At 67.4% G+C, this 21,052-nt stretch carries 17 protein-coding genes; 14 read left to right on the forward strand and 3 right to left on the reverse strand.

What is annotated here, in order from left to right; all coding sequences use genetic code 11:
* Nucleotides 1–99: 99 nt before the first annotated feature.
* The 3 genes from K9U40_RS05575 to K9U40_RS05585 form a co-directional block, all read right to left on the reverse strand.
* Entirely contained in the window at nucleotides 100–2,469 is a 2,370-nt protein-coding gene (locus K9U40_RS05575) for a 3-hydroxyacyl-CoA dehydrogenase/enoyl-CoA hydratase family protein (protein WP_282889218.1), read from the reverse strand.
* An 11-nt stretch (nucleotides 2,470–2,480) separates the two neighbouring features.
* Nucleotides 2,481–3,641 (reverse strand): thiolase family protein, encoded by a 1,161-nt coding sequence (locus K9U40_RS05580; protein WP_282889219.1) that lies wholly within the window; start codon nucleotides 3,639–3,641, stop codon nucleotides 2,481–2,483.
* Nucleotides 3,642–3,708: 67 nt separating this feature from the next.
* The gene (locus K9U40_RS05585) at nucleotides 3,709–4,146 is read right to left on the reverse strand and encodes a MerR family transcriptional regulator (protein ID WP_282889220.1); all 438 of its coding nucleotides are present in this window, start codon (nucleotides 4,144–4,146) and stop codon (nucleotides 3,709–3,711) included.
* A 395-nt stretch (nucleotides 4,147–4,541) separates the two neighbouring features.
* Between K9U40_RS05585 and K9U40_RS05590 the strand changes: the two genes are divergently transcribed.
* From K9U40_RS05590 to lpxA, 14 genes are all read left to right on the forward strand, one after another.
* Nucleotides 4,542–5,861, forward strand: coding sequence for an OmpP1/FadL family transporter (locus K9U40_RS05590; protein ID WP_282889221.1), 1,320 nt, complete (start codon nucleotides 4,542–4,544; stop codon nucleotides 5,859–5,861).
* 173 nt (nucleotides 5,862–6,034) lie between these two features.
* Nucleotides 6,035–7,684, forward strand: coding sequence for a long-chain-fatty-acid--CoA ligase (locus K9U40_RS05595; protein ID WP_282889222.1), 1,650 nt, complete (start codon nucleotides 6,035–6,037; stop codon nucleotides 7,682–7,684).
* A 248-nt stretch (nucleotides 7,685–7,932) separates the two neighbouring features.
* Entirely contained in the window at nucleotides 7,933–8,937 is a 1,005-nt protein-coding gene (locus K9U40_RS05600; RefSeq protein WP_282889223.1) for a 30S ribosomal protein S2, read from the forward strand.
* Nucleotides 8,938–9,050: 113 nt separating this feature from the next.
* Nucleotides 9,051–9,974: a translation elongation factor Ts gene (gene tsf, locus K9U40_RS05605; protein ID WP_282889224.1), complete on the forward strand. Its 924-nt coding sequence runs from the start codon at nucleotides 9,051–9,053 to the stop codon at nucleotides 9,972–9,974.
* Nucleotides 9,975–10,011: 37 nt separating this feature from the next.
* Entirely contained in the window at nucleotides 10,012–10,785 is a 774-nt protein-coding gene (gene pyrH, locus K9U40_RS05610) for a UMP kinase (protein WP_282889225.1), read from the forward strand.
* Between the two features lie 339 nt (nucleotides 10,786–11,124).
* The gene (gene frr, locus K9U40_RS05615) at nucleotides 11,125–11,688 is read left to right on the forward strand and encodes a ribosome recycling factor (RefSeq protein WP_282889226.1); all 564 of its coding nucleotides are present in this window, start codon (nucleotides 11,125–11,127) and stop codon (nucleotides 11,686–11,688) included.
* Nucleotides 11,689–11,716: 28 nt separating this feature from the next.
* Nucleotides 11,717–12,484, forward strand: coding sequence for an isoprenyl transferase (locus K9U40_RS05620; RefSeq protein ID WP_282889227.1), 768 nt, complete (start codon nucleotides 11,717–11,719; stop codon nucleotides 12,482–12,484).
* A complete protein-coding gene (locus tag K9U40_RS05625) occupies nucleotides 12,469–13,305 on the forward strand; it encodes a phosphatidate cytidylyltransferase (protein WP_282889228.1) in 837 nt (278 codons plus the stop codon). Before K9U40_RS05620 ends, K9U40_RS05625 begins: the two co-directional genes overlap by 16 nt.
* Nucleotides 13,306–13,315: 10 nt before the next feature.
* Nucleotides 13,316–14,485, forward strand: coding sequence for a 1-deoxy-D-xylulose-5-phosphate reductoisomerase (gene dxr, locus K9U40_RS05630; RefSeq protein WP_282889229.1), 1,170 nt, complete (start codon nucleotides 13,316–13,318; stop codon nucleotides 14,483–14,485).
* 154 nt (nucleotides 14,486–14,639) lie between these two features.
* Nucleotides 14,640–15,797 carry an RIP metalloprotease RseP gene (gene rseP, locus K9U40_RS05635; RefSeq protein WP_282889230.1) on the forward strand — a complete coding sequence of 386 codons (1,158 nt, stop codon included), beginning with the start codon at nucleotides 14,640–14,642 and terminating at the stop codon, nucleotides 15,795–15,797.
* 195 nt (nucleotides 15,798–15,992) lie between these two features.
* Nucleotides 15,993–18,485: an outer membrane protein assembly factor BamA gene (bamA, locus tag K9U40_RS05640; RefSeq protein ID WP_282889231.1), complete on the forward strand. Its 2,493-nt coding sequence runs from the start codon at nucleotides 15,993–15,995 to the stop codon at nucleotides 18,483–18,485.
* Between the two features lie 91 nt (nucleotides 18,486–18,576).
* Nucleotides 18,577–19,674: a UDP-3-O-(3-hydroxymyristoyl)glucosamine N-acyltransferase gene (gene lpxD, locus K9U40_RS05645; RefSeq protein WP_282889232.1), complete on the forward strand. Its 1,098-nt coding sequence runs from the start codon at nucleotides 18,577–18,579 to the stop codon at nucleotides 19,672–19,674.
* Nucleotides 19,671–20,156 carry a 3-hydroxyacyl-ACP dehydratase FabZ gene (gene fabZ / locus K9U40_RS05650; protein ID WP_282889233.1) on the forward strand — a complete coding sequence of 162 codons (486 nt, stop codon included), beginning with the start codon at nucleotides 19,671–19,673 and terminating at the stop codon, nucleotides 20,154–20,156. Before lpxD ends, fabZ begins: the two co-directional genes overlap by 4 nt.
* Nucleotides 20,156–20,962 carry an acyl-ACP--UDP-N-acetylglucosamine O-acyltransferase gene (lpxA, locus tag K9U40_RS05655; RefSeq protein ID WP_282889234.1) on the forward strand — a complete coding sequence of 269 codons (807 nt, stop codon included), beginning with the start codon at nucleotides 20,156–20,158 and terminating at the stop codon, nucleotides 20,960–20,962. The genes fabZ and lpxA overlap by 1 nt, the downstream gene beginning before the upstream one ends.
* Nucleotides 20,963–21,052: the final 90 nt, after the last annotated feature.

The following is a 21,052-nucleotide window of genomic DNA, read 5'->3' on the forward strand; positions in this document are numbered from 1 at the left end:
ACCTATTAAGTCGTCGGCAGCGTCAGATGTGTATGAGAGACAGACCCTCCCCCGCAGGCGGGAGAGGGGGCGGGCCGGCGCTTTCCCCGCCCGTCGCGCTCAGTTCCGCAGCGGCCTTCCCGTCTCCAGGATGTGCTCGATCCGGTCCAGCGTGGCGGTGGTGCGGATGAGCTTCATGAAGCCGTCGCGCTCCAGCTCCAGCACCCTGGCGGCGGGCACCGGCTCGATATGGTCGGCACTGCCGCCGGTGAGCACTTCCGCCAGCACGCCGGAGACCACGGTATCGTGCTTGGTCGCCATGCCGCGCTTGGCGAAGCCTGCCACCGCCATGTCCATGGCCACCTTGCCGGTGGGACCCGGCAGGAAGAATTCCACGGGCTTGGGCGGCGCGTAGCCCTCCACCAGCGCCAGGGCCTTCGCCTTGGCGTCGGCGAGGAGCCGGTCGCGGTTCATGGTGATGCCGTCGCTCTCGCGCAGGAATTTCAGCTCCTTGGCCTCGGCGGCGGACTTCGCCACGGTGGCGGTGGAGACCGTCTCGAACACCTTGGAGGGCGCCGGCATGGGCCCCTTGGGGAACTTGGGGTCGGTGGCCCAGCGCTCCAGCATGGCGGTGCAGCCGCCCCAGGCGGGCAGCACGCCCACGCCGCATTCCACGAGGCCGATATAGCTCTCCGCATGGGCCTGCACGGCGCTGGCGTGGAGCAGGATCTCGCACCCGCCGCCCAGCGCCAGCCCCGAGGGGGCCGCCACCACGGGGAAGGGGGCGTATTTCATGTCCTGGTAGGTCTTCTGGCCGGCGGCCACCAGCTTCTCCACCTCGCCGAAGGCGCCGATGTTGCAGGCGAACAGCGCAAGGCCGAGATTGGCGCCCACCGAGAAGTTCGAGCCCTCGTTATAGATGACGAGCGCCTTGTGCTTGTCCTTCACCAGCTTCAGCGCCTTGCCGAGCAAGGTGATGATGCCTTCATCCAGCGAATTGCTCTTGGAGGTGAATTCCAGGCACACCACCCCGTCGCCGATATCCCACAAGGCCGCCGAGCCGTTCTTGAGCAGCGGCTGGGACTTCAGCTTGATATCCGCGAGCAGCAGCACGCCTTCCGGGCGCACCACGTCGCGATAGCTGCCGTCGAGGGCGAGATACTGCCGCGTGCCGTTCTCCACCCGGTAGAAGGGGGTGTCCGCCGCCAGCGCCAGCAGGGCCGGCACCTCCTCGTCATCGGCCACGAGCAGGCCGGCAAGACGGGCGGCGCCGATCTTGTCGATCAGCTCGAACGGGCCGAATTTCCAATTGTAGCCAAGGCGCATGGCATCATCTATGGCGACGATGTCGTCCGCCGCCTCGGGCACCAGCCGCGCCGCATAGGCGAGCGTCTTCGCCATGACGGAGCGGGCATAGCGCCCCGCCGTGCCGGGCGCGGACAGGAGGGCGAAGATGTCCCGGCCAGCCCCGTCCTCCAGCTCCGGCACGCTGGCCTTTTCCTGCGGGCGGTAGGCGCCGGTGGCGAGATCAATGGCCTCCTTCGCCTTGCCGCCATTGTCACGGTTGAGCCGGTAGAAGCCGCCCTTGCCCTTGCGGCCGGTATAGCCGGTCTCGATCATCTTCGAGATCAGCGGCTCGTCGCGCAGGGTGGCATGGAACGGGTCTGAGGCGGGAAGCGCCCGCTTCAGGGAGCCCTGCACATGGGGCATCAGGTCGAGGCCCACGAGGTCGATGAGGCCGAACACGCCGGTCTTGGGGAAGCCGAAGGGCCGGCCCATCACCGCGTCCGCCTCCTCCACCTTGAGGCCGAGGCGGAAGGCCTCGCCCACGGCGAGCTGCAGCCAGTAGGTGCCGAGCCGGTTGGCGATAAAGCCGGGGGTGTCCTTGCAGGTCACCACGGTCTTGCCCAGCTTCACGTCGGCAAAGCGCGCGACCGCGGCGACGGTGGCCGGAGCGGTATCGGCGCCGGCCACGATCTCCAGCAGCCGCATGTAGCGCGGCGGGTTGAAGAAGTGGGTGATGAGGAAGTCGCGCCGGAAGCTGTCCGGCAGCCCGGCGGTGAGATCGGCGAGCGGAATGGTGGAGGTGTTGGACGACACCGCCGAGCCCGGCCGGCGGGCGCCCTCGATCTTCGCGTAGAGGGCCTGCTTGATGTCCAGCCGCTCGATCACCGCCTCCACGATCCAGTCGCAGGAGGCGAGGTCCGAGAGGTTGTCCTCGATGTTGCCGGTCTTCACCAGCCTGGCGGCGGCTTTCGACATGAAGGGGGCGGGGTCGGCCTTCAGCAGCTTCTCCACCGCCGTTTCGGCGATCACGTTGCGGTTGGCGGCGCCCTCCGGGACGATGTCGAGGAGCAGCACCTCAATACCGGCGTTGGCCACATGGGCGGCGATGCCCGCGCCCATGACGCCGGCGCCGATGACGGCCACTTTCCTGATGTCGAAGTCGCCGATGCCGGCGAAGGTCTTGATATCGGTTTCGCTGGTCATGACGCGCCCCCTCAGACGCGTTCGAGCACGGTGGCGATGCCCTGTCCGCCACCGATGCACTGGGTGGCGAGGGCGTATTTCCCGCCCTCCCGCTTCAGCAATGACGCGGCCTTGCCGACGATGCGCGCGCCCGTGGCGCCGAGGGGATGGCCGAGGGCGATGGCGCCGCCGTCGATGTTGAGGGTCTCGTCGCGGACGCCGAGTTCGCGTTGGCAGGCAAGGGCTTGGGAGGCGAAGGCCTCGTTCAGCTCCACCACGTCGATCTGCGAGATGTCGATGCCCGAGCGGGTCAGCGCCTTGCGTGTCGCCGCCACCGGGCCGATGCCCATGATCTCCGGCGCGCAGCCAGCAACCGCAACGCTTTTCAGGCGGGCGAGGGGTTCCAGGCCATGCTTTTGCGCATAGTCCTCCGAGCACACCAGCACGGCGGACGCCCCATCGGTGAGGGGGGAGGAGGTGCCGGCGGTGACGGTGCCGTTCTCGTCGAAGGCGGGCTTGAGGGCGGCCAGGGATTCGGCCGTGGCGTCGCGGCGGATGCAGCCGTCCTGGGTCGCGGTCTTGCCCGTGTCCTTGCCGTTGATGCGGATGGGCACGATCTCGCCGGCGAACTTGCCGGCCGCCTCGGCGGCGGTCGCTTTCGCGTGGCTTTTCAAAGCGAAGGCGTCCTGGTCGGCGCGGGTGATCTGCCACTTGGCGGCGACGTTCTCCGCCGTCTCGCCCATGCCCATATAGGCCTGCGGGAGCTTGGCGTAGAGTGCCGGATTGGGCATGGGATTGAAGCCGGTCATGGGCACGCGGCTCATGCTCTCGATGCCGGCGCAGATGAACGCCTCGCCGGCGCCGAGCTGGATCTGCCCCGCCGCCATGTGCACCGACTGCATGGACGAGCCGCAGAAGCGGTTCACGGTCGCGCCCGCGACACTGTCCGGCAGGCCGGCGATCATGCCGATGAGCCGGGCGATGTTAAAGCCTTGCTCTGCCTCGGGAAAAGCGCAGCCGACGATGAGGTCCTCGATGTCCTCCACCTTGACGCCGGTGCGGGCCACCAGCTCCGCCACCACCTGTGCGGCGAGGTCGTCCGGGCGCACGCGCGCCAGTTCCCCCTTTTTGGCAAGGGTAAAGGGCGAGCGGGCATAGCCCGCAATCACAACGTTTTGCGTGGGGGCGCTCATTGGGCTCTCCTGCCTGTATGTCGTGTTGGACCGCGCCGGTGGCGCGGGGGGCCGAACCGGGATCCGGTCAGCCGGCGGCCTTCTTCTGGGCCGCTTCCTGCTCAAGGGCGGACAGCGTCTGCTCCTCGATGTCCTTCAGCTCGACGATGGTTTCCTCGAGGGCGAGGCGCTGGTCTTCCAGCATCTCCAGGCGAACCTGCACCTTCTTCAGAAGCAGGCGCATCTGCTCGGTCTGGCTCGGGTCCATGTCGTAGAGATCGAGATATTCCTTGATCTCGCGCAGCGAGAAACCGAGCCGCTTGCCGCGCAGGATGAGGACCATCCGCGCCCGGTCGCGCTTGGTGTACACGCGCATGGTGCCGGCGCGACGCGGAACGATCAGTTCCTTGTCCTCGTAAAAGCGGATCGTCCGCGGAGTCACGGACAGGTCCCGCGCCAATTCGGTGACCGTGAAGAACGTGTCTGTAAGAGCGCCCCCGGCGCCGCGCTTGCCTGTGGATGCCACAGCTTCACCTATACGTCATCTATCCGCCCCGAAGATACATGCTTTGACCCTCGGCGCAAGCCCCGATTCGGCGAGATTTAATCGCGATCGCGTCATCAGCCGCGGGCATGCGCGGGCTTTGGCGAAGGCTTGTTGAAACGGGGGCTTTCGATCCTGGATTGCGGATGCCCCGATGTACCCTCGCTTTGTCCTGGTCAGGACGGCCCGGCCGGCCAACTGTTGCGCGCCTGCAACGCATCTGGCTTTCCCTTGCGATCGCGTTCCGGGTTAAAACGATCACTGTTGACGCAGATATTCGTTTAGGCATGTTAGATGACGTATAGGGCATCGAAAAAACCAATACTGCACTGCAGCGTGCCGGGCCCAGAGGAAACAGGTTCAGGAGGGGGTACCCCATGATGATGCGCGACTGGGCCGTGCGGGCGGCCGGAGTGCTTGTTCTTCCCGTGGTCGCAGGCGCCGCGGGCGAGGCGCAGGCCGGCGGCTTTGGCCTGCGCGAGCAGAGCGCCTACTACCAGGGCACGTCTTTCGCCGGAAACGCGGCGGGGGGCGAGGGGCTGGGCTCCATGTTCTGGAATCCGGCGGCCATCAGCTTCGCCCCGGGCCTGAGCGTCGAAGGCAACGTCACCTACATCGCGCCCCATGCCGCGGTGGATGTCTATTCCGCCACGGCGCCCCTCACCGGCGCCTCGCTGGGCAATCTCGGCGTCAGCGACATCGTGGACAACGGCACCCTGCCGACCACCTACATCTCCTATGCGTGGGACAAGTGGGCGGTGGGCCTGGCAGTGACCTCGCCCTTCGGCCTCGTGACCGACGCGCCGTGCAACTGGTCGGGCCGCTATTACGGCTGCTACAACAAGATCTTCGACATGAACGTCCAGGCCTCGGCGGCCTACAGGGTCAATGAGTGGCTGACCCTCGGTGGCGGGCTGAACGTCAACTATATCGACGCCAAGCTCACCAACGCGCAGTTCGCGGGCCTGGCGACGCCCGCCAACAACCTCTACGCGCAGCTGGACGGAGACGATCTCGGCATCGGCTTCAATCTCGGCGTGCTGTTCACCCTGGCGCCGGGCACGACGCTCGGCGTGGGCTACCGCTCCTATATCGACCAGAGGCTTGCCGGGACTCTCAATCTCTCGGTGGCCGGCCTCACCACCGTCAACCAGATGAACGTCAATGCGGGCCTGACCCTCCCGGACCAGGTGACCGCGTCCTTCCGCTCGCAGATCGCGCCGCAATGGACGGTGCTCGGCACGGTGGAATGGACCAACTGGTCCACGGTGCAGGAACTCGTCGTGACCACGCGCGGCATCCCGGTGAGCACGCTGGACCTCAAGTGGAACGACGGCTGGTACTTCTCCGGCGGTGTCGAATACCAGTGGGATCCCAGGCTCGCGCTCAGGGCCGGCATCGCCTACGAACTCTCCCCGGTTCCGGACGAGACGCGCTCGCCGCGCCTGCCCGACACCAACCGCCTGTGGCTGTCGGGGGGCCTCACCTACAATTTCACCCCGCAATTCGCCATGGACTTCGCCTACAGCCACATTTTCGGCGAGACGAGCCCCATGGGCCTCTATCCCACGGATCCGGCCAACGCGCTGCGCGGCTCTCTCGTGGCCGAGGTGAACGACGGCTACGTGGACATCGTCTCGGTGGGCCTGCGCTACAAGTTCAATGCCCCGACGGCCGCCGCGCTGATCACCAAGTGACGGCATTCCGGCCATCCGCTCCAGGGCGGGTGGCCGGTCTCGGCAGCCGGGCGCGCGCGAATGATCGTGACCCCGGCGCAATCGCGGATCATATTGCCTGACCTAAGGTTAGTCGCTTGTGCCGCCGGGCGCGCGAAAATCACAAGATGGCACCGGCGGAAGGAGGGACATCCATGCTCCATCGCACCGAAGGCGGGGCCGTGGCCACCGCACCCGTGCCCGAGCTGCTCGACACCAGCGTCGCCGAGTTCGGCGGGCGCGACGCACTGAGCTTTTTCGGCCGCAAATGGACCTATGCCCAGCTTGGCCGGCTGGTGGATCAGGTCGCGGCGGGCCTTCAGGCCCAGGGTGTGCACAAGGGCTGCAAGGTGGGCCTGTGCCTGCCCAACACGCCTTATTCGGTCATCTTCTTCTTCGCCGTCATGAAGGCCGGCGGCACTGTGGTGAACTTCAGCCCGCTCTATGTGGAGCGCGAGCTGAGGCACCAGATCCGCGATTCCGGTACGACCATCATGGTGGTTCCGGACCTCAGGCTCATCCATTCGCGGGTCGCGGCGGTGGCGCAGGAGGCGGGGCTTAAGACCATCATCGTCTGTCCCATGGCCGGCATCCTGCCCTTTCCCAAGGGGCTTCTGTTCAATCTGTTCAAGCGGAAGGACAAGGCCGAGTACAGCCTCGGCGACGGCCTGCACCTTGCCTATGGCGCGCTGCTGCGCCATGGCGACCGGCCGCAGCCGGTGGAGGTGGATGTGGAGAACGACGTGGCGGTGCTGCAATATACCGGCGGCACCACCGGCGTGCCCAAGGGCGCCATGCTCACCCATGCCAATGTCTCCGCCAATGCGCAGCAGGTGATGACGCATGCCGATTGCCGCCGGATCGGCGTGAAGCGGGTGCTCGGCGTGCTGCCCCTGTTCCACGTCTTCGCCATGCAGACGGTGATGCTGATTCCCATCTGCCTCGGCGCCGAGATCATCCTGGTGCCGCGCTTCCAGCTTTCCGACCTGCTGGACCGCATCGAGCGGGAAAAGCCCACCATGTTCCCCGGCGTGCCCACCATCTACGCCGCCATCAACGGCGTGGCGAACATCGACAAGCGTGACCTGAAGTCCCTCACCCTGTGCATCTCCGGCGGCGCACCGCTCCCCGCCGAGGTGCGCGAGCGCTTCGAGGACCTCACCGGCTGCAAGCTGGTGGAGGGCTACGGCCTCAGCGAGACCGCCCCGGTCGTGACCGCCAACCAGCCTCTTGGCCAGGTGAAGGACGGGTCGGTGGGCACGGCCCTGCCGCAGACGGTGATCGAGATCCGCGACCTCGAGGATGTGCGGCGCATCGTCCCCCAGGGCCAGAAGGGGGAGGTCTGCGTGCGCGGCCCGCAGGTGATGAAGGGCTACTACAATCGCCCGGAGGAGACCGCATCCGCCTTCATCGACGGCGCCCTGCGCACCGGCGACGTGGGCTATCTGGACGCGGACGGCTTCCTGTTCCTCGTGGACCGCATCAAGGACGTGATCCTGTGCGGTGGCTATAATGTTTACCCACGGGTTATCGAGGAAGCGCTCTACCTGCACCCCGCGGTGGCGGAGGCGGTGGCCATCGGCATTCCCGATGCGTATCGCGGCCAGGCGCCCAAGGCCTTCGTCACTTTGCGCGCGGGCGCCGAGGCGACCCCCGAGGAGCTGATGGACTTTCTCTCGGCGCAGATCTCCAAGATCGAGATGCCCAAGGCGGTGGAGATTCGCGACAGCCTGCCCAAGAGCGTGGTGGGCAAGCTCTCCAAGAAGGAGCTGGTGGAGGAAGAGCGCCAGCGCGCGGACGGGTAGGGCCTCCGGCGCAGCCGGTCCGGCGAAATTGCTCCCTCTTCCGCTTGCGGGGGAGGGGCCCGCGGAGCGCCCGGTCGGGGCAACAGGCCTTCGCACCGAGACACGCCCTGCTCGCACTTGCTTCGGCACGCCGGCTCGCGTATATGCCCGGCCATCCCGCACGCGGACATCAGGCCCTCATGGCCATCCGGTGCCCTTCTGCTTTGGCGAAGGGTACGTCCGCGGAGGCTCAACCGGAGAATACCAAAATGGCGCTTCCCGATTATTCGATGCGCCAGCTGCTTGAAGCTGGCGTGCACTTCGGACATCAGTCCCATCGCTGGAACCCGAAGATGGCTCCGTACATCTTCGGCGTCCGCAACAACATCCACATCATCGACCTGTCGCAGACCGTGCCCGCGCTGCATCGCGCGCTGCAGGCCGTCTCCGACACCGTGGCCCAGGGCGGCCGCGTGCTGTTCGTCGGTACCAAGCGCCAGGCCCAGGAGCAGGTGGCCGATGCCGCCCGCCGCTCGGCCCAGTACTATGTGAACTCCCGCTGGCTCGGCGGCATGCTCACCAACTGGAAGACCATCTCCAACTCCATCGCCCGGCTGAAGAAGCTGGAGGAGATGCTGTCCGGTCCCGAGCAGGGCTCCGGCTACACCAAGAAGGAGCGCCTGACGCTCTCCCGTGAAAAGGACAAGCTGGACAAGGCGCTCGGCGGCATCCGCGACATGGGCGGCCTGCCGGACCTGCTGTTCGTCATCGACACGAACAAGGAAGACATCGCCGTGAAGGAGGCCCAGCGCCTCGGTATCCCGGTGGCGGCCATCCTCGACACCAATTGTGATCCGGACGGCATCGCCTTCCCGGTGCCGGGCAATGACGACGCCGGCCGCGCCATCCAGCTCTACTGCGACCTGATCGCTCGCGCCGCCATCGACGGCATCGGCCGCGGCCATTCCGATCTCGGCTACGACACCGGCGCCGAGGAGGCCCCGCTGGTCGAGGACCTGCCGGTGGAAGCCAGCGTGTGGTCGACCTTCGAGCCCCTGTCGGGTCCGCGCGGCGTCGCCGACGACCTGAAGAAGCTCACCGGCGTGAGCCCCGAGATCGAGCAGAAGCTCAACGATCTCGGCGTGTTCCACTTCGGCCAGATTGCCGGGCTCGACGCGGTCGACGCCCACCGCATCGGCGAGGAGGTGGGACTGCCCGGCCGCGTGGACGGCTGGGTGGCCCAGGCCAAGGAGATGTCTGCCGAGGTCGAGTGACCTTGTCGCAGATCTGATAGCGAATCGAGAGTAATGGGGCGCCTGGGGCGCCCCCACGGCCGGCTCGGGCGCCTCCCTGGCCGGCCGTGGTGCGAGAAGAAGGGATTTTTGACATGGCTGCGATCACCGCCGGGCTCGTGAAGGAACTGCGCGACAAGACCGGCGCAGGCATGATGGACTGCAAGTCCGCGCTCACCGAGACGAACGGCGACGTCGAGGCCGCCATCGACTGGCTGCGCAAGAAGGGCCTTGCCAAGGCCGCCAAGAAGGCCGGCCGCGTCGCCGCCGAGGGCCTGGTGGCGGTGGAATCCTCCGGACACTACGCCGCCGCTGTGGAGGTGAACGCGGAGACCGACTTCGTCGCCCGCAACCCCGATTTCCAGGCGTTCGTGCGCGAGGTGGCGAAGGTCGCCCTCAACACCGACGGCACCATGGAAGCGGTGGCCGCCGCCAAGTTCCCCGGCGAGGAGGTGACCGTCGCCGAGCGCCTGACCACGCTCATCGCCACCATCGGCGAGAACATGACGCTGCGCCGCGCCGCCAAGCTCACCGTGCCGGCCGGCGTCATCGCCAGCTACGTGCATGGCGCGGTGGTGGAGGGCCAGGGCCGCATCGGCGTGCTGGTGGCGCTGGAGTCCACCGGCGACGTGGAGAAGCTCTCCACCCTCGGCCGCCAGATCGCCATGCACATCGCGGCGCTGAACCCGCTGGCGCTCGACGCCTCCGGCATCTCCGAGGAGACCATCGCCCGTGAAAAGGCGATCCTGCTCGAGAAGCACCAGGGCAAGCCCGCCAACGTGCAGGACAAGATCGCCGAGAGCGGCATGAAGAGCTTCTTCAAGGAGAACACCCTCCTGGATCAGGCCTTCGTGCATGACGGCTCCAAGTCCGTTTCGCAGGTGCTGAAGGAGGCCGAGGGCCAGGTCGGCGCCCCGGTCAAGCTCACGGGCTTCGTCCGCTTCGCCCTGGGCGAGGGCATTGAGAAGGAAGAGACGGATTTCGCGGCCGAGGTGGCCGCCGCCGCCGGCCAGTCCTGATCGGGCCGATTCTGACCAACGGGCAAGGGGGGCTCTCATGACCGCTTCCACGGCGGACGATTCGGACTTCCCGGAGCCTCCGGTGCCGTTCGCGGCGCGGGGCCTCCCTTATCCCCGCATCCTGGTGAAGGTCTCCGGCGAAGCCCTGATGGGCTCGGAGCCCTTCGGCCTCCATCCGCCCACCGTGGCCCGCATCGCCCGCGACCTGGTCGCGGCCCGTGCGCTGGGCTGCGAGGTGGCGGTGGTGGTGGGCGGCGGCAACATCCTGCGCGGCGCCCGCGTGGCGGGCGAGGACCTCGACCGCGCCACCGCCGACCACATGGGGATGCTCGCCACCGTCATGAACGGGCTCGCTCTCGAGGCGGCGATCGAGGCGGCCGGCGCACCGGCCCGCACCCTGTCGGCCATCCCCATGCCCACCGTCTGCGAGCCCTATGCCCGCCAGCCGGCCACCCGGCACCTGCGGCGCGGGCGCATCGTCGTGCTCACCGGCGGCACCGGCAACCCGTATTTCACCACGGATACCGGCGCGGTCCTGCGCGCGGCAGAGCTCGACTGCGACGCGGTGCTCAAGGCCACCAACGTGGACGGCGTCTACACCGCCGACCCGAAGAAGGACCCGACGGCCACCCGTTACGACCGCATCTCCCACGACGAGGCGCTTGCCCGCGACCTCAAGGTGATGGATGCCGCCGCCTTCGCCCTTGCCCGCGAGGCGGCGTTGCCGATAATCGTGTTCGATATCCGCGAGCCGGGCGCCATTGCCACGGCCGCGGAGGGTGAAGGCCGCGTGACGGTCGTCGCCCCCTGAGCGCACAGCGCGCGGGATGTGCCCGCGCGCTGTTCGGTTCAAGGGGTGGTCGGCCGTTGGCTGGGATCTTGGGCTGGGTTTTAGGCTGGGATCGTGGGCCGGGACGTGCCGGGAGGGCCGGTCGGTATTGCGCGGCGGCCTTCGCCTCGCCTCCGACTGGCGCTTCGCGTCGCACCCGCGCACCGCCATCAAGAAGCCGTACCATCCTGTCATCCGCGCCGGCGCCAGTCTTTTACCCGGAGCCCCGCATCCTGACGCGGGGCTCGTCCCTTCGCATGGAAACAGAAACCTTTCCATGCGAAGGGAGCGGGCCCTGATAACAGACGACAGAGGTTAGCCATGACCACCGGGACCTTCGACATGTCCGATCTCAAGCGCCGCATGCAGGGCGCGGTCGGCGTGCTCAGGGATGAACTGGGCGGGCTGCGCACCGGGCGCGCCTCCGCCAGCCTGCTCGATCCCATCACCATCGAGGCCTACGGCGCGCGCATGCCGCTGAACCAGGTCGCCACCGTCTCGGTGCCGGAAGCGCGCCTGCTGTCGGTGCAGGTGTGGGACCGCGGCATGGTGAGCGCGGTGGAGAAGGCCATCCGCGACAGCAATCTCGGCCTCAACCCCGCCACCGAGGGCCAGGTGCTGCGCCTGCGCATCCCCGAGCTCAACCAGGAGCGCCGCCAGGAGCTGGTTAAGGTCGCCCACAAATATGCGGAAGCGGCCAAGGTCGCGGTGCGGCATGTGCGTCGCGACGGCATGGACCACCTCAAGAAGGTGGAAAAGGACGGCGAGATGAGTTCCGATGATCTCGACCGCCTGTCCAAGGACGTGCAGAAGGCCACCGACGAGGCCATCGCCGAGATCGACCAGACGCTCGCCCAGAAGGAAAAGGAAATCCTTTCGGTCTGAGGAGCCGCGCGTGAGCCCGGAGCAAGCCATGTCCCTACGCGCCGCCGCGGGCGAGGCCGCCGTTGCCGAACGGTCGCCGGCCGTCGTCCCGGTGCATGTGGGCGTGATCATGGACGGCAACGGGCGCTGGGCCACCTCGCGCAAGCTGCCGCGGGTGGAAGGGCACCGGCGTGGCGTCGAGGCGCTGCGCCGCTGCGTGCGCGCCGCCCGCGAGGTGGGCATCCGCTTCCTCACCATCTACAGCTTCTCGTCGGAGAACTGGTCGCGCCCGCTGACCGAGGTCACCGAGCTGATGCGGCTGCTGAAGCTGTTCCTGCGGCACGACCTCGCCGACCTGCATTCCGACAATGTGCGGGTCAAGGTGATCGGCGAGCGGGCCAATCTCGCTCCCGACATCCGCCAGCTGCTGGTGGATGCCGAGGCGCTGACCCGCAACAATACCGGCCTTACTCTGGTGGTCGCGTTCAATTACGGCTCGCGGCAGGAGATTGCGGCGGCGGTGTCCCGCATCGCCGCCGATGTCGCCGCCGGCCGGGTCAGGCCCGAGGACGTGGACGTGGAGATGATCTCCCAGCGGCTCGAGACCGCAGGCATCCCCGACCCCGATTTGATCGTGCGCACCTCCGGCGAGCAGCGGCTTTCCAATTTCCTGCTGTGGCAGGCGGCCTATTCCGAATTCGTCTTCCTCCCCATCTACTGGCCCGATTTCGACAAGGCGGCCCTGCTTTCGGCCATCGACGAATATGCCCGGCGGGATCGGCGGTTCGGCGGCGCAACCAAGTGCCCCGGACCCTGATGGCCGTGAATTTCGGTGCGGATCTCAAGCATCGGACGCTCTCGGCGCTCGTCCTCGTGCCGGTCGTGCTGCTGGCCGCCTGGCTCGGCGGCATCCCCTTCGCCATTCTGTGGGTGTTGGCCGGCGGCGCGATTCTCTATGAGTGGGCGACGCTCGCGCGGCTCGACAACCAGCCGCTCTTTCTTGGCATCGGCGCGATCACGCTGATCGGCGGAGGGGGCCTCGCGCTTTCCGATGCGCCGGTCTACGCCTTCAGCGCGGCGGCGCTCGGCGCGGCGGCGGCGGCGCTGGCGGTTCCGCGCCAGAGCGGCTGGGCCATGAGCGGGCTTCTGGTGGCGGCCAGCGCGTGCCTGCCGGTGGTGGTGCTGCGCGGCACGACGCCCCTCGGCCTCATCGCCGTGCTGTTCCTGTGCGCCGTGGTGTGGGCCACCGACATCTTCGCCTATTTCACCGGCCGTGCGCTGGGCGGGCCCAAGCTGTGGCCGCGTGTGTCCCCCAACAAGACGTGGTCGGGCGCCATCGGCGGCACGCTCGCGGGCATGGCGGCGGGGCTGCTGGTCGCGGCGATCCCGGGCGGGGCCTCGTCGCTGCTGCCGGTGGCCGGGCTCGCTTTGGTGCTCAGCATCGTCAGCCAGGCGGGGGACCTTGCCGAATCTGCCATCAAGCGGCTGTTCGGGGTCAAGGATGCCAGCCGGCTTATTCCCGGCCATGGCGGGCTGCTGGACCGGCTCGACGGATTTGCGGCGGCTTCGCTCGCCGCCGTGGTGGTGGCGCTGGCGCGCAGCGCCTCTGATCCGGCGGCCGGGCTGCTCTTGTGGTAGGACCTTTTTCATGAAGCGCCTTTCCATCCTCGGGGCCACCGGCTCCATCGGCCATAGCGTCCGGACCCTCCTGGCGGATGCGCCGGGCCTCTACGAGGTGGAAGCGGTGGCCGGCGGCCGGGATGTTGCGGCGCTGGCCGAGACCGCCCGCGCGCTCGACGCGCGGTTCGCCGCCATCGCCGATCCGGCAGCGGGCAGGGCGCTCCAGGAGTCCCTGGCCGGTACCGGCATCGCCAGCGGCGCCGGACCCGCGGCGCTGATCGAGGCGGCCCGGCGCGAGGCGGACGTGGTGGTGAGCGCCATCGTCGGGGTGGCGGGGCTGGCGCCCACGGTGGCGGCCTTCGCCCCCGGCCGGCGCATTGCGCTGGCCAACAAGGAGTGCCTGGTGGCCGCCGGCGCCTTCTTCATGGCCGAGGCCGCGCGGCAGGGCACCGAGATCCTGCCCGTGGACAGCGAGCACAACGCCATCTTCCAGGCGCTGGAGGCCGGCCCCCGCACGGCGGTGGAAAAGATCACGCTCACCGCGTCCGGGGGGCCCTTCCGCCTCAGGAGCCGCGAGGAGATCGCGCGGGCGGTGCCGAAGGACGCCCTGAAGCATCCCAACTGGTCCATGGGCGCGAAGATCACCATCGATTCGGCCACCCTGATGAACAAGGGCCTCGAACTGATCGAGGCGCTGCACTTGTTCGGCCTGCCTCCCGAGCGGCTCGACGCTGTGGTGCATCCCGAGTCGGTGATCCACGGGCTGGTCTCCTTCGTGGACGGATCGGTCACCGCCGGGCTCGCGCTGCCGGACATGTGCGTGCCCATCGCCCATTGCCTGGCGTTCCCGGAGCGAATCTCCACCTCCTGCCGCCGGCTGGACCTCGTCGCCCTCGGCCGCCTCACCTTCGAGGCGCCGGACGAGGACCGCTTCCCGGCATTGGCGCTGGCCCGCGCCGCCATGGCCGCCGACGGGGTCGCAGCCACGATTCTCAATGCGGCCAACGAGGTGGCGGTTGCTGCCTACCTTGAGGGCCGGATCGGCTTCTATGGCATCACCGATACGGTCGCCGCGACCCTGGACCGCATCAATGGCGGCCCCGCCCCGGCCAGCGTCGCCGATGCGCTGGAGGCAGATGCACAGGCACGTCGTGCCGCCGCCGCGCTCTTGCCTAAGTTTTCCGCAAAGGCATCTTAGGAATGTTTTGTCGCCATGCGAGGCGACGTGATTTTGCATCGTCCGTCCGGGCGGTCATGGTCGAGATGCCGGGCGGGCCGGCAGCATCTGGCCGGCGTAGGGCGCGGGACTTCCCCCGCGCCGGGCGCCGTCCGCGGGAAAAGAGGTTCGGGTGATGGATGTGCTTTCCGGTCTCGGCGCGAACCTGGGCAGTCTTTCGTCCTCCCTTCTCGGATATGTCGTTCCTTTCCTGTTCGTTTTGACCCTCGTGGTGTTCTTCCACGAACTCGGCCACTTCTGGGTGGCGCGGCGCGCCGGGGTGCGGGTGCTGACCTTCTCCCTCGGCTTCGGGCCGGAGATTGCCGGCTTCAACGACCGCCACGGCACGCGCTGGCGGCTCGCGGCCATCCCGCTGGGCGGCTATGTGCGCTTCTTCGGCGACGATGACGCCGCCTCGACCCCCGACCAGGCGAAGCTCGCGCAGATGAGTCCGGCGGAGCGCCGCCAAAGCTTCTTTTTCCAGCCCGTGGGCTGGCGCGCCGCCATCGTGGCCGCGGGGCCGATCGCGAACTTCCTTCTCGCCATCGTCATTTTCGCCTTCGTCTTCATGGTGTTCGGCAAGCAGGTGACGGCGCCGCGCGTGGACCAGATCAATCCCGGCAGCGCCGCCGAGACCGCCGGCTTCAAGCCCGGCGACCTGGTGCTGGAGATCGACGGCGCCAAGGTGGAGAGCTTCTCCGACATGCAGCGCATCGTCGGCAGCCACGCCGGGGAGCCGCTTACCTTCACCGTCGCGCGCGGCGAACGGCAGCTCGACCTTACCGCCGTGCCGGAGCTGAAGGAGATCAAGGACCCCTTCGGCAACGTGCACCGCACCGGCCTGCTCGGCATTTCGCGTTCCCTTGCGGCAGGCGACGTGACCACCCATCGCTATGGTCCGGTAGAGGCGCTGGGTCTCGGCGTGCAGGAAACCTGGTTCGTGGTGACCCGCACCTTCGGCTATCTGGGCGGGCTGATTGCGGGCCGCGAGTCGGCCGACCAGCTGGGCGGACCCATCCGCATCGCCCAGGTTTCGGGGCAGGTGGCCACCTTCGGTATCGGCGCACTCCTGTCTCTGGCAGCAGTGCTGTCCGTTTCTATCGGACTGCTTAACCTCTTTCCCATCCCGCTGTTGGATGGCGGCCACCTTCTGTTCTACGCTTTCGAGGCGGTGCGTGGGCGCCCCCTGAGCGCGCGCACGCAGGACATCGGCTTCCGCATCGGCCTTGCGCTGGTGCTGATGCTGATGATCTTCGCCACCTGGAACGACGTGCTGCATATTGCTGCAATGTAAAGGTTTTTGATTTGCCGCACCGGGGTCGTGGCGTGAGCGCAACGGTCTTCCGGAAAAGGCAGGCTTGAGGGGCGGTTCGGTTTGCACTGCAGGTAAAAGCCTGTACAAGCGGCATCGCAGGGTGAGAATCCATCATTGCCCTTCAAGGGCCTTGGGCGGCTTCGAGAACAACGAAATTTCAAGGTTGCGCACCATATGACTGCTCCACTCCGGGTTCTGAGAAATCTGGCCGCCGCCTTTGGGCTCGCCGTGTGTGTCGCGGGCGCTTCGGTGGCCGGTTCCCTCGTCGTGGCAAGTCCTGCCGCCGCGCAGTCGAGTTCCATCGTCGTCGAGGGCAACCGCCGCGTCGACGCCGAGACGATCCGTTCCTATTTCGGTCCCGGCCCCTACACGGCGGGCAAGATCGACGAGGCCTGGAAGGCGCTCTACGCCACCGGCCTGTTCTCCGACGTTCAGGTGTCCCAGTCCGGCGGGCGCATCATCGTGCGCGTGTCCGAGAACGAGGTGATCAACCGCGTCGTCTTCGAGGGCAACCGCAAGCTCAAGGACGAGGTGCTCGAGGGCGAGGTCCAGTCCAAGCCGCGCGCCGCCCTCAACAAGTCCACGGTCCAGGCCGACACCCAGCGCATCATCGAGGTCTACCGTCGTTCCGGCCGGAGCGGCGTGCGCGTCAATCCGGTGACCATCGATCGCGGCAACGGCCGCGTGGACCTCGTGTTCGAGATCACCGAGGGCGACAAGACCGGCATCAAGGACATCAAGTTCGTCGGCAACAAGGCCTTTTCGGACTGGAAGCTGAAGGACGTGATCTCCACGACCACGACCAACTGGCTGTCCTTCCTGAAGTCCACGGACGTGTATGATCCGGACCGGGTGAACTCGGATCAGGAACTGCTGCGCCGCTTCTACCTGAAGAACGGCTATGCCGACTTCCGCATCGTCGCGGCTTCCGCCGAGATGTCGCCGGACAATGGCGGCTACATCATCACCTTCACCCTCGACGAGGGCGAGCAGTACCGCTTCGGCAAGGTGGATGTGGTCTCCAACATCCGTGACGTGACCGGTGAATCCCTGCGTCGCTCCGTGCGCGCTCAGGAGGGCCAGATCTACAACGCGGAGCTGGTCGAGAAGTCGGTGGAGAACCTGACCATCGAGGTGTCGAAGAGCGGCTACGCCTTCGCCCAGGTGCGTCCGCGCGGCGACCGGGACTTCGAGGCCAAGCGCATCAACGTGGTGTTCGTGGTCGAGGAAGGCCCGCGCGTCTACATCGAGCGCCTGGAGATCCGCGGCAACACCCGCACCCGGGACTTCGTGATCCGTCGCGAGTTCGATCTCGGCGAGGGCGATGCCTATAACCGCGTGCTTGTGGATCGTGCCGAGCGTCGGCTGCGCAATCTCGGCTACTTCAAGACCGTCAAGATCACCACCGAGCCCGGCTCCGCGCCTGACCGCGTGATCCTGGTGGTGGATGTGGAAGACCAGCCCACGGGCGAGTTCGCCATCTCCGGCGGCTACTCGACGGCTGACGGTGTCATCGCCGAGGTGTCCCTGGGCGAGAAGAACTTCCTCGGCCGTGGCCAGTACGTGAAGGTGTCCGGCTCCCTCGGCCAGAACGCCCAGGGTGCGGAATTCTCCTTCACCGAGCCTTACTTCCTCGGCTATCGCCTCGCGGCCGGCTTCGACCTGTACTGGAAGGAGACGAGCACCACGAGCTATACGCCCTATGGCACCAGCACCATCGGTGGCGGCCTGCGTTTCGGCCTGCCCATCACCGACGAGATCACGCTGGCCCTGCGCTACAACCTCTACCAGCGCGAGATCACGCTCTGCGAAGACTACCAAGCCACCTACGACTATTACACCTATTGCCTGGACAACGTGTCGTGGGCCATTCGCGATGCGGCCTTCCAGGGTCAGACCATCACCTCGGCGCTGGGCTACACCCTGTCCTTCAACGGGCTCGACAGCAATCTCAACCCGACCCAGGGCCTGTATGCCGAGCTCAAGCAGGATTTCGCGGGTCTTGGCGGTGACGTGAACTTCATCCGCACCACCGGCGATATCCGGCACTACACGCCCCTCTATGGCGACTCGGTGCTCATCCTGCGCGGCCAGGCTGGCTATGTGGCCTCATGGGGCGGGGAAGAGCTCGATGTGCTCGACAATTTCTACATGGGTCCGAACCTGGTGCGTGGCTTCGCCCCGTCCGGCATCGGCCCGCGCGACATCGCGCCCTGCGCGGCGTCCAACCTCAATTCGCCGATTGGCTACAACTGCCTGAACGAGCAGACCAACGCGCTCGGCGGCACCACCTATTGGGGCGTGTCTGCGGAAATCCAGTTCCCCTTCGCCTTCCTGCCCAAGGATATCGGCATGAAGGGTGCGATCTTCGCGGATGCCGGCTCGCTGTTCGACTATGGCGGACCGACCTACTTTCCGGCGGTGCCGAACTGGAGTGGCACCAATTTCTACGGCAACCCGAATATCGTGACCTGCCCTGCCGGGTCGAAGAACCAGGCTGGCAATGTCTGCGTGTATGACGACGACACGGTCCGCTCGTCCATCGGCGCCAGCCTGATCTGGCAGTCGCCCTTCGGTCCGCTGCGCTTCGACTATGCGTGGGTGCTCTCGCAGGCGCAGTACGACCGGACCCAGGCGTTCCGCTTCTCCGGCGGCACCCGCTTCTGATCCCGATCCTGCAAGGCGGGCGCCGGGAGGCGGTGGCTTCGGCCTCCGTCCTCCGGCGCCCGCCGCGTTCTTAGCGCCGGGCGTGTTTTCCATGAGCCATGACGTCTTCTTCCCGCTCCCGGCGCCCCTGACCCTTGCGGAGGTGGCGTCCCTCAGCGGAGCGCGGCTGGCCGCGGCCGATGATACGCAACTCGCCGAATACGGTTCCCGCCGCATCACGGGAGTCGGGACCCTGGAAACCGCCGGGCCTGACGAGCTCGTCTTTTGCGACACGATCCAGTTCGCCGAGAAGCTGGGCACTGTCCGCGCGGGCGCGGTCATCACGTCCGATCGGTTCTCTGCCAAGGCGCCGCCTGGCCTGCCGCTGCTGATCGCCGCCCGGCCTGCCGCCGCCTTCCTCGCCGTGACGCGGACCATGTTCCCGGCAGCGCTCAAGCCCCTGTCCATCTTCGGGCAGGACGGGGTCGCGCCCGGTGCGCAGGTGCATCCCAAGGCGAGGCTGGAGGACGGCGTGACCGTGGACCCGGGCGCTGTGATCGGGCCGGGTGCCGAGATCGGCGCGGGGACGGTGGTGTGCGCGGGGGCCGTCATCGGTCCGAATGTCCGCATTGGCCGCAACTGCGCCATCGGTCCCGGCGCCAGCCTCATCCACGCTTTCGTGGGCAACGGCGTCATCATCCATGGCGGCGCGCGCATCGGCTCGGACGGCTTCGGCTACCAGCCGAGCACCAGGGGCCACGCGAAGGTGCCGCAACTCGGCCGGGTGGTGCTTCAGGACGAGGTGGAGATCGGGGCCAATACCACCATCGACCGGGGCGCGCTCACCGATACGGTGATCGGCGAAGGCACCAAGATCGACAATCTCGTGCAGATCGCCCACAACGTGGTGACCGGCCGGCACTGCATCATCGTGTCCCAGACCGGTATTTCGGGATCCACCACCCTCGGGGATTTCGTAATGCTCGGCGGTCAGGTGGGCGTGGTGGGGCACTGCACCATCGGCACCGGTGCGCAGATCGCCGCCTCCAGCAATGTGAAGGGCGACGTGCCGCCCGGCGTGCGCTGGGGCGGATCGCCCGCCAAGCCGGTGCGCGAGTGGTTCCGTGAAGTGACGACCCTCAAGCGCCTCGCCGCCGCCAGTGCGAAGCGGGGCGGCAACGACGGGGAAGGGGAAGGATCGGGGGAATGAACGATACGACGCAAACCGCGGATGTCGCGACGCCCAAGGTGCTGGCCAGCGCCGACATTCTCAAGGTGCTGACCTGCCTGCCCCATCGCTATCCGTTCCTGATGGTGGATCGGGTGGAGCAGATCGACGGCGACCTCTCCTGCATCGGCATCAAGAATGTCACCGCCAACGAGCCCCATTTCCAGGGCCATTTTCCCGGCAACCCGGTTATGCCGGGCGTGCTCATCATCGAGGGCATGGCGCAGACGGCGGGCGTGGTCTGCGTGCTCGGCAAGGACAGCGAGAAGCCCTCTCTGGTCTATTTCATGACCATTGACGAGGCGAAGTTCCGCCGACCCGTGGTGCCGGGGGACGTGCTCGAATATCACATGACGCGCATCTCGCGCCGCCGCAATATGTGGTGGTATCGCGGTGAGGCCAAGGTGCGTGGCGAGCTCGTCGCGGAGGCCAAGGTCGGCGCCATGATCATGGAGAACAGCTAGTGGCGAAGATCGACCCCACCGCCCGGGTGGAGAACCCGGCGGGCCTCGCGGATGATGTGGAGATCGGCCCCTACTCAGTTCTCGGTCCGGACGTGGTGCTTGAGGCAGGCGTCAAGCTGCTCGCCCATGTGAATATCCAGGGCGCCACCACCATCGGCGCGCGCACCACGGTCTATCCTTTCGCCGCCCTCGGCACGGCACCCCAGTCGGTCCACTACAAGGGCGAGCGCAGCGAACTGTTCATCGGTTCGGACTGCGTCATCCGCGAGCATGCCACCGCCAGCATCGGCACGGCGGGCGGCGGCGGCGTCACCCGCATCGGCAACGGCGTCATGATGATGACGGGCTCCCATGTGGGCCACGACTGCACGGTGGGCAACAGCGTCATCTTCGCCAACAATGCGGTTCTCGGCGGCCATGTGAGCGTGGGCGAGTTCACCTTCCTGGGCGGGCAGTGCGCGGTGCACCAGTTCACCCGCATCGGCGCCCAGTGCATGATTTCAGGCCTCACCGGCGTGCGGGAGGATGTGATCCCCTTCGGCAACGTGCTCGGCCAGGCGGGCAAGCTCGTGGGGCTCAACGTCATCGGCATGAAGCGCCGCGGATTCTCGAAGTCCGACCTGCACGCGGCGCGGGTGGTCTATCGTGACCTGTTCTTCGGCGAGGGCACGTTCGAGGCCCGGCTCGAGGCGGTACGCGAAAAGGCCGCGACCTCGGCCTTCGCCGCGGCCGTGGTGAGCTTCATCGACGCCGACCGCAAGCGGCCGATCTGCCAGCCGTCCCGGGGCGTCATCAAGGAGGAGTGAGGCGTGGGCCTTGCGGGGCAGAACGGGCAGGGCCCGACGCCCGGCCCGTGCGCTCCCGATGCGGGTGCGCCTGAGGTCGGAGCGGGGCAA

Source organism: Xanthobacter autotrophicus, assembly GCF_030015065.1.
Taxonomy (GTDB): domain Bacteria; phylum Pseudomonadota; class Alphaproteobacteria; order Rhizobiales; family Xanthobacteraceae; genus Xanthobacter; species Xanthobacter autotrophicus_D.

Bases quoted from the DNA above. Each gene is read 5' to 3' on its own strand.
- K9U40_RS05575 (WP_282889218.1), bottom strand. From the start codon at position 2,469: ATGACCAGCGAAACCGATATCAAGACCTTCGCCGGCATCGGCGACTTC.
- K9U40_RS05580 (WP_282889219.1), bottom strand. From the start codon at position 3,641: ATGAGCGCCCCCACGCAAAACGTTGTGATTGCGGGCTATGCCCGCTCG.
- K9U40_RS05590 (WP_282889221.1), top strand. From the start codon at position 4,542: ATGATGATGCGCGACTGGGCCGTGCGGGCGGCCGGAGTGCTTGTTCTT.
- K9U40_RS05595 (WP_282889222.1), top strand. From the start codon at position 6,035: ATGCTCCATCGCACCGAAGGCGGGGCCGTGGCCACCGCACCCGTGCCC.
- K9U40_RS05600 (WP_282889223.1), top strand. From the start codon at position 7,933: ATGGCGCTTCCCGATTATTCGATGCGCCAGCTGCTTGAAGCTGGCGTG.
- tsf (WP_282889224.1), top strand. From the start codon at position 9,051: ATGGCTGCGATCACCGCCGGGCTCGTGAAGGAACTGCGCGACAAGACC.
- pyrH (WP_282889225.1), top strand. From the start codon at position 10,012: ATGACCGCTTCCACGGCGGACGATTCGGACTTCCCGGAGCCTCCGGTG.
- frr (WP_282889226.1), top strand. From the start codon at position 11,125: ATGACCACCGGGACCTTCGACATGTCCGATCTCAAGCGCCGCATGCAG.
- K9U40_RS05620 (WP_282889227.1), top strand. From the start codon at position 11,717: ATGTCCCTACGCGCCGCCGCGGGCGAGGCCGCCGTTGCCGAACGGTCG.
- dxr (WP_282889229.1), top strand. From the start codon at position 13,316: ATGAAGCGCCTTTCCATCCTCGGGGCCACCGGCTCCATCGGCCATAGC.
- rseP (WP_282889230.1), top strand. From the start codon at position 14,640: ATGGATGTGCTTTCCGGTCTCGGCGCGAACCTGGGCAGTCTTTCGTCC.
- bamA (WP_282889231.1), top strand. From the start codon at position 15,993: ATGACTGCTCCACTCCGGGTTCTGAGAAATCTGGCCGCCGCCTTTGGG.
- lpxD (WP_282889232.1), top strand. From the start codon at position 18,577: ATGAGCCATGACGTCTTCTTCCCGCTCCCGGCGCCCCTGACCCTTGCG.
- fabZ (WP_282889233.1), top strand. From the start codon at position 19,671: ATGAACGATACGACGCAAACCGCGGATGTCGCGACGCCCAAGGTGCTG.